The following is a 17,605-nucleotide window of genomic DNA, read 5'->3' as shown; positions in this document are numbered from 1 at the left end:
TACTTGTTATTTATCAATGAATTATGCTAGTTTCTCTAGGGTGTTGTTTGTTTTTTAATCTAAGAGTGGGCAAGAAAAGAGCTAAAATAGCTATAACCTCTTAAAACAAATGGTTGAAGTCAATTAGCTAATCATTACCATAGGGTAGGCAGAGTTAATCTCTTGATAACAGGCTGAAAAGCCATAAGAAATGTGGGGTCAATATGACTGACGGTGTAGAGACATTTTCATTTGATGAAAACAATTGGCAGGGAGTTAACCTGACACAAAGCGCTGCAAAACAAATCAAAAAATTGATGGTGCAAAACCCAAACACAAAAGGGCTTTCACTCGGCGTAAAACAGTCTGGCTGCGCAGGTTTCGGTTATGTGTTTGAGATGATCGAAAACCCAACAGACCAACACCTGTTATTTGAACTCGATGGCGCACACCTTTATGTGCCAAAAGAAGCAATGCCATTTATTGATGGCACAGTCGTTGATTTTGTCCAAGAAGGGCTGAATCAAATTTTCAAATTTAATAACCCGAAAGCCCAACATGCCTGTGGGTGTGGTGAAAGCTTCGGCGTTTAACATGTGAAGTCAGATTATGTCACAGAGCAATGTAGAAGTTGGCGATGATGTTCAAAGCTGGCTTGATGACCAGCGTTATAAAGAAGGCTTCTTTACTGAAGTCGCAACTGATGAAATGGCGAAAGGGATCAACGAAGATGTGATCCGTGCCATTTCAGCAAAACGTAATGAGCCTGAGTGGATGCTCCAATTCCGTCTTGATGCCTTTAATCACTGGAAAGGCATGGAAGAACCTCATTGGCTGAAAGCGAATTACCCAAATCTCGATTATCAGGACTACAGCTATTACTCAGCGCCATCTTGTGGCTCATGCGATGATACTTGTGGTTCGCAAACTGGTGCGACACAAGGCACTGGTGTGGCTGAAACCAATAATTATTTAACCGCTGAAGTTGAAGAAGCCTTTAACCAGTTGGGTGTTCCTGTCCGTGAAGGGAAGGCCGTTGCGGTAGATGCAATTTTTGACTCGGTCTCGGTATCAACAACTTACCGTGATGACCTCGCGAAACATGGGGTTATTTTTTGTTCGTTCAGTGAGGCTATTCAAGAGTACCCTGAACTGGTACAGAAATATCTCGGGTCAGTTGTTTCGAGCCATGATAACTTTTTTGCGGCATTAAATGCGGCGGTAGCTTCAGATGGTACGTTTGTGTATGTACCAAAAGGCGTACATTGCCCAATGGAGCTATCAACGTATTTTAGGATCAACGCAGCCAAAACAGGCCAGTTTGAGCGTACGATTTTAATTGCCGATGAAGGTAGTTATGTCAGCTATATCGAAGGGTGTTCCGCACCTGTTCGTGATAGTTATCAGCTCCATGCAGCGGTTGTTGAAGTGATTATTCATAAAGATGCTGAAGTGAAATATTCAACAGTCCAAAACTGGTTCTCCGGTGGAGATAGCGAAGCCGGTGGGATCCTAAACTTTGTGACTAAGCGCGCACTGTGTGAGGGTGAAAATTCAAAAATGTCATGGACACAGTCAGAAACTGGCTCTGCCATCACATGGAAATACCCAAGCGTTATCCTTAAAGGAGACAACTCAGTCGGTGAATTTTACTCCGTTGCATTAACAAACGGCAATCAACAAGCGGATACCGGAACGAAAATGATCCATATCGGGAAAAACACCCGTTCCACGATCATTTCTAAAGGTATTTCTGCGGGTAAAAGCCAAAACAGTTACCGTGGTTTAGTAAAAATTTTACCGAGTGCACATAATGCACGTAACTTTACCCAATGTGACTCTATGTTAATTGGTACACAGTGTGGTGCACATACTTTCCCCTATGTGGAAGTGAAAAATAATACGGCACAGCTCGAACATGAAGCAACAACCTCACGCATTGGGGAAGACCAGTTATTTTACTGTTTACAACGTGGTATCAGCGAAGACGATGCAATTTCAATGATTGTAAATGGTTTCTGTAAGGATGTGTTCTCGGAGCTCCCATTAGAATTTGCCGTAGAAGCACAAAAATTACTGGCGATCAGCTTAGAGCACAGCGTGGGCTGATCCTAATCGAGTTTATTTGCGCTAAAGCGCTAAAGGCATGTAAATATGTTAAGTGTTAAAGATTTACACGTGAGTGTAGAAGGTAATGAGATTTTAAAAGGGTTATCTCTGGAAGTAAAACCAGGGGAAGTTCATGCCATCATGGGGCCAAATGGCTCAGGTAAAAGTACATTATCAGCCACACTTGCTGGCCGCGAAGAGTATGAAATTGATAGCGGTGAAGTAACGTTTAAAGGTAAAGACCTTTTTGAATTAGATCCCGAAGAGCGCGCAGGGGAAGGTGTTTTTCTCGCATTCCAATATCCAGTCGAAATTCCAGGGGTCAGTAACCAATTTTTCTTACAAACGGCAGTTAATGCGGTTAGAGAATATCGCCAGCAAGAAGCATTAGATCGTTTTGATTTTCAAGATTTTATTGAAGACAAAATCAAATTATTAGAAATGCCAGAAGATTTGCTTGCGCGTTCTGTCAACGTAGGTTTCTCCGGTGGTGAGAAAAAACGTAATGATATCTTGCAGATGGCAGCACTAGAACCTCAATTGTGTATCCTCGATGAAACTGACTCCGGTTTAGATATTGATGCACTGAAAATTGTGGCTAACGGGGTGAATTCATTACGCTCGCCAGAGCGTTCATTCATCATTGTCACTCACTATCAGCGTATTTTGGATTATGTGAAACCTGACTTTGTCCATGTGTTATATCAAGGGAAAATCATCAAATCAGGTGATTTCAGTTTAGCGAAAAAACTGGAGGAGCAGGGTTATGGCTGGCTTATTGACCAACAGTGAAAGAGCACAAAAACGTGCAGAAGTTGCGAAGCTGAATGAGCAAGCTATGTCACGTTTTTCTGAATTATTTGAGCAGCGACACGGTGCGAACTCCCAACATGCTAAAACGCATTGGGAAATGGCAAAACAAGTTGGCTTACCTGTGTTCCGCCATGAAGATTGGCACTATACACCACTAAATACGGTACTTGAGGCTCAGTATCGTTTTAGTGACGGTGATGTTGTAGCAAAAGAGTGTGAGGCATTGGCTCTGCCGATTGATGCATATCGCCTTGTTTTAATTGATGGGCGCTATAGTTCAACATTAAGCTCCATTGATATGGGGCCATTCCAAGTGGCTTTGCTTGATAACCAAGACTTGCTTCCTTCGCCTGTAAATAGCGAGATCTTCTTGCATTTAACTGAAAGCTTGGCGGTACAACCGTTAGTTATTCACCTTGCGGCAAATAAAGTAGCAGAAAAACCATTATATCTGCTGAATATTTCAACGGGGAGCGGCGATAAACAAGCAACAAATATTAGCCAGTATCGCTACCATTTAACGTTAGATGCAAACAGTAAAGCCCAAGTCATTGAGCATTATGTCAGTTTGAATGACGAAATGCACATGACGGGCAGCCGCTTAACGGTTGAAGTTGGTGATAATGCAGACTTTAGTCACTTTAAGTTAAATGTTGAAAATGGTCAGTCTCAGCATTTTGCTCACAATGATATTGTTGTTGGTCGCGATAGCCGTGTGAAAAGTACGAGTTTTTTACTTGGCGCATTATTAACGCGTAACCATACCAGTGCTCGCCTTGATGGTGAAAATACTGAGTTAGAACTTAACAGTATATTGTTACCTAAAGGCAATGAAATTGCAGATACGCGCACGTATTTAGAGCACAATAATAGCTACTGCAATAGTCGCCAATTGCACAAAGTCATTGCAATGGATAGCAGTAAAGCTGTCTTTAATGGCATGATTAAAGTGGCACCGAACGCATTAAAAACGGATGGTCAAATGACTAACAACACGTTGTTGTTAGGTGAGAAAGCAGAAATTGATACCAAGCCTCAGCTTGAGATTTATGCTGATGACGTAAAGTGTGGTCACGGTGCAACAGTCGGTCGTATTGATGACGAACAACTGTTTTATCTGCGTTCAAGGGGAATTGAGGGGAAAGCAGCAAAACATATGATTATTATTGCATTTGCTGCGGAACTTACAGAATCTATTGAATCGGAAGAATTAAAACACGCTGTGATGGCAAACATCCGCCAGCGCTTAGCGGAGGTTTAATATCCATGTCATTCAATGTCGCATCAGTCAGGCAGGATTTTCCTGCCTTATCTCAGTCAGTCAATAATCATCCGCTGGTCTATTTAGATAGCGCTGCAAGTGCGCAGAAGCCTTTGCAAGTTATTGAAAAAGAAAGTGAGTTTACACTGCACCAATATGCCGCGGTTCACCGCGGTATACATACTCTTAGTGCAAACGCGACGACAATGATGGAAGACGTTCGTCAAAAAGCAGCCGCTTTCATTCATGCCGCTTCAAATGAAGAAATCGTGTTTGTTAAAGGTACGACGGAAGGCATTAACCTTGTTGCAAACAGTTTTGGGCGGAAGTATTTCCATGAAGGGGACAATATTGTCATCACTGAAATGGAACACCATGCGAATATTGTACCTTGGTATATGTTAGCAGAGGAAATTGGCTTTGAAATCCGTATTATACCAATTTCAGATGATGGTAGGCTGCAATTAGATGTATTAAAGGATGTCATTGATTCACGCACGCGATTGCTGAGCTTTACACATATCTCTAATGTATTAGGAACAGTTAATCCCGTACAGGATATCATCAAGCAAGCACGAGCCATTGCGGCTTCAAAAGGCGGTGAGATCGCGGTATTGGTCGATGGCGCGCAAGGTGCAATGCATCAGCAGGTTGATGTGCAAGCCTTAGACTGTGATTTCTATGTGTTTTCAGGTCACAAGCTATATGGCCCGACGGGTATTGGTATCCTTTACGGTAAAAAAGCTATTTTGGATATGATGCCTCCATGGGAAGGTGGTGGGGCGATGATCCGCCAAGTTAGCCTGACCAAAGGGATCACTTTTGCTGATGCACCATGGCGCTTTGAAGCAGGAACACCGAATGTAAGCGCAATTATTGGTTTAGGGGCGGCATTCGATTATTTAAATGCACTAAATTTATCTGATGTATTTGCTCATGAAGCCGAAGTGATGGCTTATGCGTCTAAGAAATTACAAGAAATACCGTCCATTAAATTGTATGGTAATGACCAACGGGAAGGGGTACTCGCTTTTAATTTAGGGGAGCACCATGCCTATGATGTGGGGTCTTTTCTTGATAGATATGGTATTGCAATCCGTACTGGCCATCATTGTGCTTTACCGTTAATGGAACATTATCATGTTCCCGCTATGTGCCGTGCTTCAGTAGGAATTTATACCACTAAGGAAGAGGTTGACTTCTTATTCAATGCGTTACAGCGCATCAAAAAATTGTTAGGCTAAGCACATAAGAAACACAGAGTAAAGGAAATGAGCATGCCCGCATTACCCGATGAAAATAAGTTATTACGCAATTTCTCTCGCTGCCAAGATTGGGAAGAACGCTATCTCTACATGATAGAATTAGGGGGGCGTTTACCTGAACTCACCGCGGTGCAAAGATGCGATAATAATTTAATCGCCGGTTGCCAAAGTCAAGTGTGGATTGATATGCAAAAACAAGCTGACGGGACAATTACGTTTGCAGGTGACAGCGACGCTGCAATCGTTAAAGGGTTAGTTGCTATTGTGATCATTCTTTTTCAAGGTAAAACGGCCCAACAAATATTAGCACTCGATGTTAAGTCATTTTTTGAGCAATTAGCATTGGAGCAGCATTTAACACCTTCACGCACTCAAGGCTTAAATGCGATGATCCGTACAATTTTATCGCGCGCGGCACAATTCGAGTGATCCTACCGAGGGGAGCGTTATGCATGCTCCCTTACCTATATTTTACTTCTTAGGTGTTACTCTTTATCTGGGTAACACACTAAATTCACCGTGTTTCACGATATCTAACTATATTTAACCATCATAAAAAGACAGCGCTCTTATTAATACTTAATAAAAATATTTATTTAGTATTAAAGATATGAAAGATAGTTGCTATTATGAACAATAATCATTGAATTATTGTAAGAATATTATTTTCCTTGGAGTAGATATGAAAAGAGTTTTGACGGTGGCAAGTTTGTTTGTCATGAGTGCCTTATTGGCTCCAGTTCAAGCAAAAGAATACCCATTACCTGATAGTAACACTCGCCTTATCGGGGAAAATTATACGTACATCGTCCCCAATGATGGGCGGCCGTTGGAAGCCATTGCCAGTGAGCACCAAATTGGCTTACTCGGTATGCTTGAAGCTAACCCAGGAACAGATCCATACCTTCCTGAAGCGGGTAAAGAACTTATCATTCCAGCACAAATGCTATTGCCGTCAACACCAAGAACAGGGATCGTGATTAATTTGGCAGAGCTGCGTTTATATTATTACCCAGCGAACAGTGAAGAAGTGATCGTATACCCTATTGGTATTGGTCAATTAGGTCGTGATACACCTGAAATGGTGACTTCAGTAAGCCAATCAATTAAAGACCCTACATGGACACCCACGGCAAATATTCGTAAAAATTATGCGAAAGAAGGTATAACGCTTCCTGCTGTCGTTCCTGCTGGCCCTGAAAACCCAATGGGCTTATATGCATTACGGCTAGCACATGGGCGTGGTGAATATCTGATCCATGGTACTAATGCGGATTTTGGGATTGGTATGCGAGTGAGCTCCGGTTGCATTCGTTTACGTCCTGATGATATTGAAGCATTATTCAAGACAGTACCAAGAGGAACACGTGTTCAAGTTATTGATCAGCCCGTAAAATATTCTAAAGAACCTGATGGTAGTTATTACATCGAGGTGCATCAGCCATTATCACGGACGAGTAATGATGACCCTCAAACCATGCCAATCAAGCTATCTGACGATTTTAAGCGTTTTCTTGAAAATGAAGGGGTTGATAAGGCTTTAGTAGAAAAAGAGCTAGCAAGGCGTTCTGGTATGCCTGTGCGTGTTAATAATGATCAGGGTAACAGTATTCCTGAAAGTGAAACACAACACGAAGGTTTAGTGCCTATTGAACCATTCTCTATTTCACAACCAGAACCTATCTATGATGGTAAAGTTGGTGCTTTGTTACCTGCGAAATACCGTTCTTCTGTTGTAAATCAATAATCCTGACAAATAATAAGGGCCTATTTTCATAGGCCCTCATAAATACTATTAGCTTCAAAGAAGCGTCGTATCAGCTAGATAACGACCAAATCGAACTTATTTTTTGTAAGTACGAACTTGGTTATCTAAACGCTGGTTAGCGCGTGCTGCTTCTTCTTGAGCTGTCTGTACGTCAGAACGCAGAGACTGAACGTCGTTGCTCAGTTGATCAACTTTACCATTCAGAGTTTGCACGTCTGAAGAGAGTTTTTGCACTTCAGTGCTGTTAGAACAACCCGCTAGTAATGCTGAAGCTAATACGATAGAGCCCAGTACAATTTTAGTACGAATCATTATTTTACCCTCTAGATTGATTTATCTTGAAAATATAAAAAAGCAAGTCACCAAACAATAGAGCTAAGCTTGTTATCTTAAAGCTTGCTATATCCCTTTAAAACAACCTAATGAAAATTAGGGTATGGCACTTACTATGTCTTATGCTAGTACTAAATATAAAGTTTTGCTAGAAATACTTTATATTTAGTACTAGGAAAAAGGAGAAAAATTTAAACTAAGAATAATAAAGGTTGTTATTTGACCAATTCGAGTGTGTTTTATGATATTACTCTTAAATTGCGGTAAGATATTTACCAAAGAAAAGGAAATAAAGGAATAGTTACATCAAGGAAGCACTTAATGTTAAATCTAAATAAAAAAGGCCGATAGCAAAAATAGTCACTATCAGCCTCGATAAGGAAATTAAAAATTAAAGTACATGAACTGAAGATGTGTTGGTTGTGCCACTTTGTACTAATGCTCCAGAAACCATTACAACAGCATCACCAGAAACCGCTAAGCCACTTTCAAGCGCTGCGCGTTTACCTTCACGATAAAAATCATCTGTGGATGTAAAACCACCTACAATCATTGGGATCACACCTTTGACTAACAGTAACTGGCGGGCAGTTTCTTCATTAGTCGTTAACGCGAGGATTGGCGCAGTAGGGAAATATTTACGAACAGATTTAGCAGACTTACCGCCGTAGGTTGCAACAACGATTAGTGGCACGTCTAATTTTTCAGACATTTCCACTGCACCACGACAGACAGCCTCAGTGACACGTAAGCGTTGGCTTGGTTTTTGGCTATCAATGCGAGTTTGCATGATACGGTCTGTACGCTCACAGATAGTTGCCATAATGGTAACAGCTTCTACTGGATATTTACCTTTAGCGCTTTCACCAGACAGCATAACTGCATCTGTGCCATCTAAAATAGCGTTGGCCACGTCGCCTGCTTCTGCGCGGGTAGGGCGTGGGTTTTTGATCATTGAATCTAACATTTGCGTTGCAGTAATGACGACTTTGCGTGCAGCGACACATTTTTCAATCATCATTTTTTGTGCAAAAATAACTTCTTCAACAGGGATTTCAACGCCTAAATCACCACGAGCAACCATGATGCCGTCAGAAGCTTCTAAAATTTCATCAAAGTTATTTAAACCTTCTTGGTTTTCAATCTTCGAAATAATTTGAATGTTCTCGCCACCATGTTTTTTCAGATGAGCACGAATTTCTTCAACATCAGAGCGCTTACGGATAAAAGAAGCTGCTACGAAATCAACACCTTGTTCGCATCCAAACACTAAGTCTTCTTTGTCTTTTTCAGCTAACGCTGGCAGGCCAATGGAAACGCCTGGTAGATTAACCCCTTTCTTCTCCCCGAGGTCACCGTTATTTAAAACCTCACAGACGACTTCAGTCGCAGTGACATTAGTCACTTTCATACCAATTAAGCCGTCATCAACTAATACGGTATTGCCGACTTTTAAATCTGAAGTTAAGCCTGAGTATGTCACAGCAACTTTATCTTTATTACCGATCACGGAAGTGTCGGTAGTGAATGTAAAGGTTTGGCCTGCAACGAGAGAAACGTCGTTACCACCTTCCAATTTCATGGTGCGGATTTCAGGGCCTTTAGTATCGAGTAAAATAGCAGCTTGTTTACCTGTTTTTGCACAAACAGAGCGAAGATTTTTAATACGTTGACCGTGTTCTTCATAGTCACCGTGAGAAAAATTTAGGCGCATGACATTCATGCCCGCATCAAGGAGTTGAGTCAGTTTTTCTTCTGATTCGGTTTTTGGACCGATAGTACAAACAATTTTAGTTTTTTTCATGGCAGTCTATCTAATGTTATAAAGGAAATCGGTATTGCCGCCGACGCTTAGTACATTTAATAAATCGTGCGCATATAAAATTTTGTTGCGCAACTCATTTACAAGAATAGGCGACAGTCTGGTGTTTAATGCATTTATACACTTAAATTTGTCACATTTTGATTCTTATTATAGTGTAGATGACAAATTCAATTAAAGCTAACGTATTGATTTGCTACTGTTGAAACCTTTCAGCCAGCGCGGGTATTATAGACAACAAAAAACTGTGAGACAAATCAAATTTTACTAAATTAGAAGAAGAGGCCATTTAGATCAAAAATTCAATTGATATTAAGTAACCTAATTTGTTGCGCAACAAATTAAGGGAATGATAGTAAACAATCAAGAAAAATTTTAAGGTGGGAGGCATGATAACAAAATGGTGCGTCCGAGTAGACTCGAACTACCGACCCCCACCATGTCAAGGTGGTGCTCTAACCAACTGAGCTACGGACGCACTGAAAAGTTTGGATTGTGTTAATTTGAAATGGTGCGTCCGAGTAGACTCGAACTACCGACCCCCACCATGTCAAGGTGGTGCTCTAACCAACTGAGCTACGGACGCACTGAAAATTAACATTGTGTTGTGTTCACTAGAAATGGTGCGTCCGAGTAGACTCGAACTACCGACCCCCACCATGTCAAGGTGGTGCTCTAACCAACTGAGCTACGGACGCATTTAAAAGTTATCTAGGTGACAACGGGGATGAATATTAACGTTATGAGGTTCATCTGGCAAGGGGAAAATGTATTTTCGTGATAGTTTGCTCGTATTTAAAACTATCTGGTGCGAAATACACCTTCCCCCATAATAAAAAGCTTAAAAAACCGTCAATTAGCGTGCTGAGCGAAGTAGAATAACATCCTCTGTCTGCTTATGGATCCACATAATACGTGTTGCCATACCTATCGCAGCTGCGCTTAATCCAATGATAAAGCCAATCCAAAAGCCTTTAGGGCCCATAGCTGGAGCGATAATATCAGTTAATGCTAAGATATAACCGGAAGGTAAACCAAGTAACCAATATGCGGTGAAGGTAATAAAGAAAATAGAACGTGTATCTTTGTAGCCACGTAAAATTCCCGCACCAATAACTTGCACAGAGTCTGATAATTGATAAATAGCGGCATATAGCATCAAACTACTCGCTAAAACAACCACTTCAGGGTTTTTGTTATACATCATTGCAATCGGTTCACGGAAGACCGCAGTGAGAACGGCGGTAAAACAAGCGATCATTAAGCCAACAGCAATACCAGTATAAGATGAAACTTTAGCGGCTTCAGTCGATTTCTGTCCTAAGTTATAACCTACGCGAATAGTTGCAGCTATTCCTAATGATAATGGGAACATAAACATCACGGAGCTGAAATTCAATGCAACTTGATGGCCAGCGACTGCAACAACACCTAATGGCGCGACTAACAAGGCGACGACGGCAAATAAAGTGACCTCAAAGAAAAGTGCCAGACCAATAGGGGTACCTAATACGATAATTCGCTTTAAGATTAATGGATTTGGCGATGTGAAAGAGACTGTAGGGCGAATATCGCGCTGCGCAGTAGCACGTTTCACATACCATCTCATCATCAGACACATAGCCCAATACACTGATGCGGTCGCGACACCACAGCCCACACCACCTAAAGCTGGGGCACCAAAGTGACCATAGATAAAGATATAGTTAATGGGAATATTAATCATCAAGCCAAGAAAACCAATCACCATCCCCGGTTTGGTTTTTGAAAGCCCTTCACATTGACTACGATACACCTGATAAAATAAGTATCCCGGGGCTCCCCACATAATAGCATGTAAAAAACGGACAGACTTATCCGCCAATTCTTTATCAATATGGGGCATATTGCTGATAATAAGCTGGCTATTATAAAGAAGACACATAATACTTAAGGCTAAAAGCAGCGCTAACCACAGCCCTTGTTGAATTTGGTCTCCAATCAAGTTACGACGGCCTGACCCATTCATTTGTGCAACGATTGGAGTTAAAGCCATCAAAATGCCCTGGCCAAAAAGAATAGCTGGCAGCCAGATGGAAAACCCAACTGCAACTGCGGACATCTCAATTTCACTAACACTTCCAGCCATAACGGTATCCACAAACCCCATTGCAGTTTGTGAAAATTGAGCCAAAACGATAGGAATACCAAGTGCCAACAAGCTACGCGCTTCTGTAAAATATTTCTGCACGCATACACCTTTGTAATAAAAGAAAATAAGAGGAAAAAATTAGAAAAATAAATGAGTTACTAAGTTCTCATTGATTATTAAAAACCGCTCATTCTATCCCTTTTCTAAATGGATTCCAATAATGATATGGTAACAAACTATAAAAGAGCATTTTAGAACCTAATATATGGATAAATACTCGATTTATTAACGTCTTGTTTATCACTCAAATAGGATAGATCTCTAAAAATTCTGATGTAAACTGAGCTTATTAATCCACTACACTGGGAATCATTATGTTTACAGGCATTGTCCAAGCGACCGCTCCTATTATTGAAATTACAGAAAGAGCCAACTTTCGAACTCATGTAATGAAATTTACCCCTGAATTACTTATAGGTTTAGAAACAGGGGCTTCCGTTGCGCATAATGGTTGTTGTTTGACGGTAACGAAAATCGATGGTGAGAGAGTCAGTTTTGATCTAATTAAAGAAACTCTGAGATTGACTAACTTAGGGGAATTACAAGAAGGTGATGTTGTTAACATCGAACGCGCCGCAAAATATGGTGACGAAATTGGCGGCCATATCGTTTCTGGTCATATCATGACAACAGCTGAAATTAGTAAAATTTTCACATCCGAAGATAACCACCAAATTTGGTTGTCAATTCATGATAAAGCTTTGATGAAATATATTTTGCATAAAGGCTTTGTGGCGATTGATGGCATCAGTTTAACGGTGGGTGATGTAATTAATAATCGGTTTTGTGTACATTTAATCCCAGAAACATTAGAGAGAACAACACTAGGTAAAAAACGCTTGGGTGATAAAATAAATATAGAGATAGACCCACAAACGCAGGCAATTGTTGATACGGTTGAACGCGTTTTAAATCAAAAAGAACAAGAAAAGTTATTACAGCAAGCAGAAGAGTTGGCTAATGTAGCAAAAACAGAGTGAATAGGCATTAAAGCAAGCAATTGCGTTATTTATGTTAAAGATAAATAGCGATATAAGCAATCAGGTAGGCTATAGCAATAGTAGTTTATGCTATAGCCTGAATAAAGTATGGTTGGATTTTGTTTATTGAATATAGGTTACGGAGTTCTATTAAATAAAGAAGGTTAAAATTGCTTAAAAATACAATGCGCTCTAGTTTTCATTATTAATAGATCATTTTTCACTAAAATTGACAGAAAAGCTAGCGTTATCACGTTCAATTGCTTCAACTAATCGCTTGAAATGCGGACTGTTTTTATGCATCTCTAATGCCTGAGTGTCTTCCCATTCCTCGAAAACAATGTAACCATTTTCTTTAGCCATAAGATCATATTGAATGCATCCTTTCTCTCGGCGGCTTAGTTTTGCTAAGTCACGAACGATTTCTTTCGTTAAATACCCATCCGTCCTTTCTGTTGTAATTTGGGCATACGCAACAATACTCATTCCGTTCTCCTTATGTATTAAGAACTATCTTAATGGGTACTTAGTTTTTGTATTGTAAAAAAGCGAATAACTTGATTTTAAAAATGCCGACGGCGTCATAGTAAAGTATCTTTTAAAATCACGGTAAAAGTGGGATTGGTCATAATAGCCTGTTTCAAACCAGCGGTAGGTATCTGGTTCTACTACCATACTTTTTAAAACGTGCTCTAAGCGACAATTGATCTGGTACCTTTTTGGTGTAATACCGTATTCTTTTAAAAACTCTTTTTGAATGACTCGGAGATGTAAACCTGTCTCTTCGGCAATTTCAGTGATTTTTTTAGTTGGGTTACGATATAGCAACTCTAAAATTTCATCTGTGAAATGAGACTTTTTCTTGGCTTTTGTCCTATTAAAGCAATCCAACAACTCTTTGAATGAAGAGTTAGCTAAAGCTTCAAACCAACGGTCTTTCCATATGTCATTTAGTGCGATGGGTTTATCAGTATAATTTAGTGTTCTTTGAGGTAGAAGAAAACGCAATGCATCATGACGAATACGTAATACCATAACTTTTGAAAAATTAGGGCTAGCAGTAAATGTGTTGACTCTAGGAATAATCAGCTGATAAGGGTCTGCGGCTGAGTTGCTTTCAGTTGTCATGTGAAATGTATCTGATGAAACCCAGATTTCAGCACCTGTTCCAGGAAAAATTTTAATTGCCTCTGTAAACTCTTTGATTATTAAAATAGAGCTAACAAAGGATTTTAATTCATCTGGTGGATAATACTGTTTTAACATCATTCTTGAGCACTCATTATTTAATGTCGCAATGATAACGTTTTTTAACAAGAAAATTAACCATGAAACATCTATATCTTAGTAGATAACAAAAAAAAATCCTTATTTATTAGTGAAATCCGCTTAGATTAAGGGGTTTTGACAAGAAAGTTCAGGTTTTGTGAGCTAAGAATAATGGGTGATATAGAAAAATACTTAATAAATGTTACGGTATAACCATAAGAGTTATACATTGGAAGAAGTTTTTGGGAATTAGTTAAATATCAATCATGCCGATTATATACGGCATGATTGATTCGACAAGCTATACTTTAGGAGATCGTTTGGCAATCGACCTGCTTAAGATCTTGATTATTTTTATTGCCGCAGCGTTGCATAAAATAACCAATGGTCATTGGAATAATGGTAACCGCCATGACACCCGTTGTTGCTAACAATGGGTCTAAACTCAGGGCTGAAACAAGTAGGCTTGCTAAGAAACATAGACCTAATTGTAAGGCATTTTGCAATGCAGCTGCTTTACCACTCGCGCTAGGAAATGCATTTAGTGCTTTGGATACTGCAATAGGATAAGAGGCCCCGTTCATTGCCGCCATAAAGCAAAATGGGATCAATATCATGGTTAATGATGGTGTGGTATAGATAGCCATGATAAATAAAATAGACATGCTTACCGCGTAACCAATTAATAATAATGGAAATAGCGTTTCTGCGCGAACTTTTGCTAATAAAATGCGGCAGCCATATCCACCAACAATAAAGGCTAAAGTTTGTGGAATATAGCTCAAACCAATATCAGCAGGGTTGAAGCCCATGTCACGTAAGATAAAAGGTGACCCGGTTAACCAAGCGAAGAAACCCGCGCTACAGGATGCATAAACCAGCACGTTACCGCTGAAAACAGGGGAACTGAGCAAGTTTGAGAAAGAAATCTTAGTTTCTGGTTGGTTATCATCAGTTAGTGTTTTAACTGAAACATTTTTCAAAAAGAGTGTCGGTAATAAAAGTAGTATGCCCACCGCCATTAGGATCAGGAAAATTGCTTCCCATGTTTGGTGCTCTAGAACCCATGCTCCTAATAATGGGGCTAAAGCCGGGGATAGCGCGACTAGTGGCATGATAGAAGCAAAGACTTTTTGGGTATTTGCCTCATCATAGCGGTCGATAACAAGGGCTTGCCATAAAACTGCCGCGGAGCAGACCCCAACAGCCTGTAAAAAACGTAGTGTTAATAGCTGTGTTGCGGTTTCGACCCAATAAATGGCTAAGCTACTGATAATGAAAATAGTTAAGCCCACAATTAGCACAGGCTTACGGCCAAGTTTGTCTGATAATGGCCCCCATAATAGCTGAGCAAAGGCAAAACCAGCTAAAAAAATACTGAGAGAAGCACTGATGGCGCCTTCAGAGGTATGCAAGGTGTTTTGCATAGCGCCAAATGCAGGTAAATACATATCAATGGCTAAAAAACCTAGCATACTAAGTCCTGCAAGGTAAACCATAAAACCCGGAGAATTTTTTTTCACAGTATTCGACATAATTATTACTTATCTGATATTTAAAAAATTGTTAATGATGATGTCATTGTATAGGCTATTTTTTTAGGTTGTGAAACGGTAATATTTGGATCTTGCCATCAAAATTTTTGAAAGGAGAGGTTATGTGGTCTGCGCATGCACTCGAAGTGATTGATGCAGTTGCTCGAACTGGAAGTTTTAGTGGTGCTGCTGATGAATTGCACCGTGTACCTTCTGCAATCAGTTATACCGTCAAGCAAGTTGAGGAATGGCTTGCTGTTCCTCTATTTGAACGCCGACATCGCGATGTTGTTCTGACAGAAGCAGGGGCGATATTTATTAAGGAAAGTCGTTCTGTTATCAAAAAAATGACAGATACAAGACATCAATGCCAGCAAGTTGCAAATGGCTGGCGCGGGCAATTTAGTATTGCTGTTGATTGTATTGTTAAACCCCAAAGGACAGAACAATTACTTATTGATTTTTATCGTCATTTTCCCGATATTGAACTTTTTATTCACCCTGAAGTGTTTAATGGAGTGTGGGATGCACTTGCTGACGGACGTGTAGATGTTGCGATTGGAGCGACTCGAGCGTCCCCGATAGGCGAAAGATACAGCTTCCGTGATATGGGTTTTATGCCGTGGATGTGTGTCGCAAGTCCAGAACACCCATTAGCCCAAATAGGTGAGAAACTGACTGATGACCAAATGAGAGAGTACCCGAGTTTGTGTCTTGAAGATACCTCTCGTAACCTTCCCAAACGTGATACTTGGGCACTTGATAACCAACGTCGGCTTGTCGTGCCTTACTGGGAAAATGGTTTAGCTTGTTTGGTTAATGGGCTATGTGTTGGAATGGTACCGGAGCATCGAGCAGCTCCGCTTTGTGAAAAAGGCCAATTAGTTGAACTAACATTAGCACAGCCATTTCCACCCAGTCCTTGCTGTTTAACTTGGGTGGAAAATAGTACATCACCCGCGCTCCGTTGGTTATTGGATTACCTTGGTGATAATGAAACGCTCAACGCAGAGTGGCTTTCAACTTAACGGTTTGTCTTATCGACGATAATCGATAAATGGCCCGTCAGCGACAGAGCGACGCTCTACAAGGCGAGGGTGAACTTCAATTGTTTGAGCATCTTCGCGCTTATTTATGATACGGTCGAGCAGCATGGTGAAGGCCATTTGGCCTAAACGCTCTTTGGGTTGGTGGATAGTGGTCAATGCTGGTGTGAAATAGCGCGCATTTCGCACATTATCATAACCAATGATTGAAATGTCTTGTGGAACGCGTAGCCCCATTTCATCAGCCGCACAAATGGCTCCCATCGCCATGATATCGCCACCACAAAATACCGCAGTAGGACGTTGTTTATGGCTTAAAATTTGCATCATTGCTTTATAGCCAGATTCAGGTTCGAAATCACCTTGTACTATCCACTGGTCTTTCAGTGTGATCTTTGCCTCTTCCATTGCTTTTTTGAAGCCTGTTAAGCGGCCGATACCGGTGTTTCTTTCAAGCGACCCTGGGATCACACCAATATCACGGTGCCCACGGTCAATTAAATAGCGGCCTGCAAGATACCCACCATGGAATGAATTATCAATAATACTGTCTGTAAAATCACCTCGGGAGGTTCCCCAATCCATCACCACCATTGGGATATTACGATAGTCTTCAAGCATACTAATTAACGTATCTGGATATTCAGAACACATCACGAGTAGGCCGTCAACGCGCTTTTGCGCTAACATTTGCAAATATGCTTTTTGTTTTCCCAAATTATTATGAGAATTACAAAGTATAAGTGTGTAACCTTTTTCATAACAACTATTTTCAACTGATTCAATCACTTCTGCGAAATAAGGGGCTTCGCTTGAGGTTGCGAGTAAGCCAATCGACTTTGTATGATTAACTTTTAAACTACGGGCAACCGCACTTGGCGAATAATTAAGCTCTTTAATTGCAGCCCAAACCGCAGCCTTAGTGTCATCAGCCACAAAGCGCGTTTTATTAATAACATGGGATACGGTTGTGGTGGATACGCCAGCGCGCTTCGCCACATCTTTAATCGTTGCCATGGGGGAAAAAAACTCCTGACCAATAACCGGTCTCTATAATAATTCTTGTTAAAAAATTACCTGCATATTGATGCATTGATCCTTTGCTGGCAATAATTTAGCGATTTGTTGTCGATTTTGTCTGATCTAGCGCAAAAACGAAAGAAATAATTGATGTTATAACATGTGATATAGACACTAGTTTTACTTTTTTAGATATGTATACTTAATAACCTTA

The 17,605-nt window shown here is 40.4% G+C and carries 16 protein-coding genes and 3 tRNA genes; 9 read left to right on the top strand and 10 right to left on the bottom strand.

The window, feature by feature from the left end:
- Positions 1–203 precede the first annotated feature (203 nt).
- The 7 genes from sufA to PSF42_RS00325 all read left to right on the top strand — a co-directional run bounded on the left by sufA (position 204) and on the right by PSF42_RS00325 (position 7,174).
- Complete coding sequence (sufA, locus tag PSF42_RS00355; protein WP_102139709.1) at positions 204–572, top strand: Fe-S cluster assembly scaffold SufA; 369 nt, start codon at positions 204–206, stop codon at positions 570–572.
- 16 nt (positions 573–588) lie between these two features.
- Complete coding sequence (gene sufB / locus PSF42_RS00350; protein WP_213913257.1) at positions 589–2,088, top strand: Fe-S cluster assembly protein SufB; 1,500 nt, start codon at positions 589–591, stop codon at positions 2,086–2,088.
- A 45-nt stretch (positions 2,089–2,133) separates the two neighbouring features.
- Entirely contained in the window at positions 2,134–2,880 is a 747-nt protein-coding gene (gene sufC, locus PSF42_RS00345; RefSeq protein ID WP_004263776.1) for a Fe-S cluster assembly ATPase SufC, read from the top strand.
- Positions 2,855–4,162 carry a Fe-S cluster assembly protein SufD gene (gene sufD / locus PSF42_RS00340; protein ID WP_125890968.1) on the top strand — a complete coding sequence of 436 codons (1,308 nt, stop codon included), beginning with the start codon at positions 2,855–2,857 and terminating at the stop codon, positions 4,160–4,162. The genes sufC and sufD overlap by 26 nt, the downstream gene beginning before the upstream one ends.
- 5 nt (positions 4,163–4,167) lie before the next feature.
- A complete protein-coding gene (gene sufS, locus PSF42_RS00335) occupies positions 4,168–5,406 on the top strand; it encodes a cysteine desulfurase SufS (RefSeq protein WP_272679246.1) in 1,239 nt (412 codons plus the stop codon).
- Positions 5,407–5,439: 33 nt separating this feature from the next.
- Positions 5,440–5,856, top strand: coding sequence for a cysteine desulfuration protein SufE (gene sufE, locus PSF42_RS00330; RefSeq protein WP_125890970.1), 417 nt, complete (start codon positions 5,440–5,442; stop codon positions 5,854–5,856).
- Positions 5,857–6,109: 253 nt separating this feature from the next.
- Positions 6,110–7,174, top strand: a complete 1,065-nt coding sequence (locus PSF42_RS00325; RefSeq protein WP_125890971.1) for a L,D-transpeptidase family protein — start codon at positions 6,110–6,112, stop codon at positions 7,172–7,174.
- A 96-nt stretch (positions 7,175–7,270) separates the two neighbouring features.
- On the opposite strand, the gene PSF42_RS00320 is transcribed toward PSF42_RS00325, so the two are convergent.
- The 6 genes from PSF42_RS00320 to PSF42_RS00295 all read right to left on the bottom strand — a co-directional run bounded on the left by PSF42_RS00320 (position 7,271) and on the right by PSF42_RS00295 (position 11,580).
- A complete protein-coding gene (locus tag PSF42_RS00320; protein WP_004263789.1) occupies positions 7,271–7,507 on the bottom strand; it encodes a major outer membrane lipoprotein in 237 nt (78 codons plus the stop codon).
- 412 nt (positions 7,508–7,919) lie between these two features.
- Entirely contained in the window at positions 7,920–9,332 is a 1,413-nt protein-coding gene (gene pykF, locus PSF42_RS00315) for a pyruvate kinase PykF (RefSeq protein ID WP_125890972.1), read from the bottom strand.
- A gap of 419 nt (positions 9,333–9,751) precedes the next feature.
- A tRNA-Val gene (locus tag PSF42_RS00310) sits at positions 9,752–9,828 on the bottom strand.
- 31 nt (positions 9,829–9,859) lie between these two features.
- A tRNA-Val gene (locus tag PSF42_RS00305) sits at positions 9,860–9,936 on the bottom strand.
- A gap of 35 nt (positions 9,937–9,971) precedes the next feature.
- Positions 9,972–10,048, bottom strand: a tRNA-Val gene (locus PSF42_RS00300).
- Positions 10,049–10,206: 158 nt separating this feature from the next.
- Entirely contained in the window at positions 10,207–11,580 is a 1,374-nt protein-coding gene (locus tag PSF42_RS00295) for an MATE family efflux transporter (RefSeq protein ID WP_272679245.1), read from the bottom strand.
- Positions 11,581–11,855: 275 nt separating this feature from the next.
- Between PSF42_RS00295 and PSF42_RS00290 the strand changes: the two genes are divergently transcribed.
- The gene (locus PSF42_RS00290) at positions 11,856–12,521 is read left to right on the top strand and encodes a riboflavin synthase subunit alpha (RefSeq protein ID WP_248468334.1); all 666 of its coding nucleotides are present in this window, start codon (positions 11,856–11,858) and stop codon (positions 12,519–12,521) included.
- A gap of 213 nt (positions 12,522–12,734) precedes the next feature.
- Here the strand turns inward: PSF42_RS00290 and PSF42_RS00285 are convergent, their stop codons facing one another.
- From PSF42_RS00285 to punC, 3 genes are all read right to left on the bottom strand, one after another.
- Positions 12,735–13,007, bottom strand: coding sequence for a putative quinol monooxygenase (locus PSF42_RS00285; protein ID WP_272679244.1), 273 nt, complete (start codon positions 13,005–13,007; stop codon positions 12,735–12,737).
- Between the two features lie 24 nt (positions 13,008–13,031).
- Positions 13,032–13,838: a helix-turn-helix transcriptional regulator gene (locus PSF42_RS00280; RefSeq protein ID WP_254879896.1), complete on the bottom strand. Its 807-nt coding sequence runs from the start codon at positions 13,836–13,838 to the stop codon at positions 13,032–13,034.
- A 260-nt stretch (positions 13,839–14,098) separates the two neighbouring features.
- Positions 14,099–15,325: a purine nucleoside transporter PunC gene (punC, locus tag PSF42_RS00275; protein ID WP_272679243.1), complete on the bottom strand. Its 1,227-nt coding sequence runs from the start codon at positions 15,323–15,325 to the stop codon at positions 14,099–14,101.
- Between the two features lie 122 nt (positions 15,326–15,447).
- On the opposite strand from punC, the gene punR reads away from it, so the two are divergent.
- Positions 15,448–16,353 (top strand): DNA-binding transcriptional activator PunR, encoded by a 906-nt coding sequence (gene punR / locus PSF42_RS00270; RefSeq protein ID WP_125890976.1) that lies wholly within the window; start codon positions 15,448–15,450, stop codon positions 16,351–16,353.
- A gap of 9 nt (positions 16,354–16,362) precedes the next feature.
- Here the strand turns inward: punR and purR are convergent, their stop codons facing one another.
- Positions 16,363–17,388: an HTH-type transcriptional repressor PurR gene (gene purR / locus PSF42_RS00265; protein ID WP_125890977.1), complete on the bottom strand. Its 1,026-nt coding sequence runs from the start codon at positions 17,386–17,388 to the stop codon at positions 16,363–16,365.
- Positions 17,389–17,605: the final 217 nt, after the last annotated feature.

It is taken from the genome of Providencia sp. PROV032, from assembly GCF_028484875.1.
Classification (GTDB): Bacteria; Pseudomonadota; Gammaproteobacteria; order Enterobacterales; family Enterobacteriaceae; genus Providencia; species Providencia rettgeri_E.
This window is presented reverse-complemented; position numbering and strand designations above follow the sequence as displayed.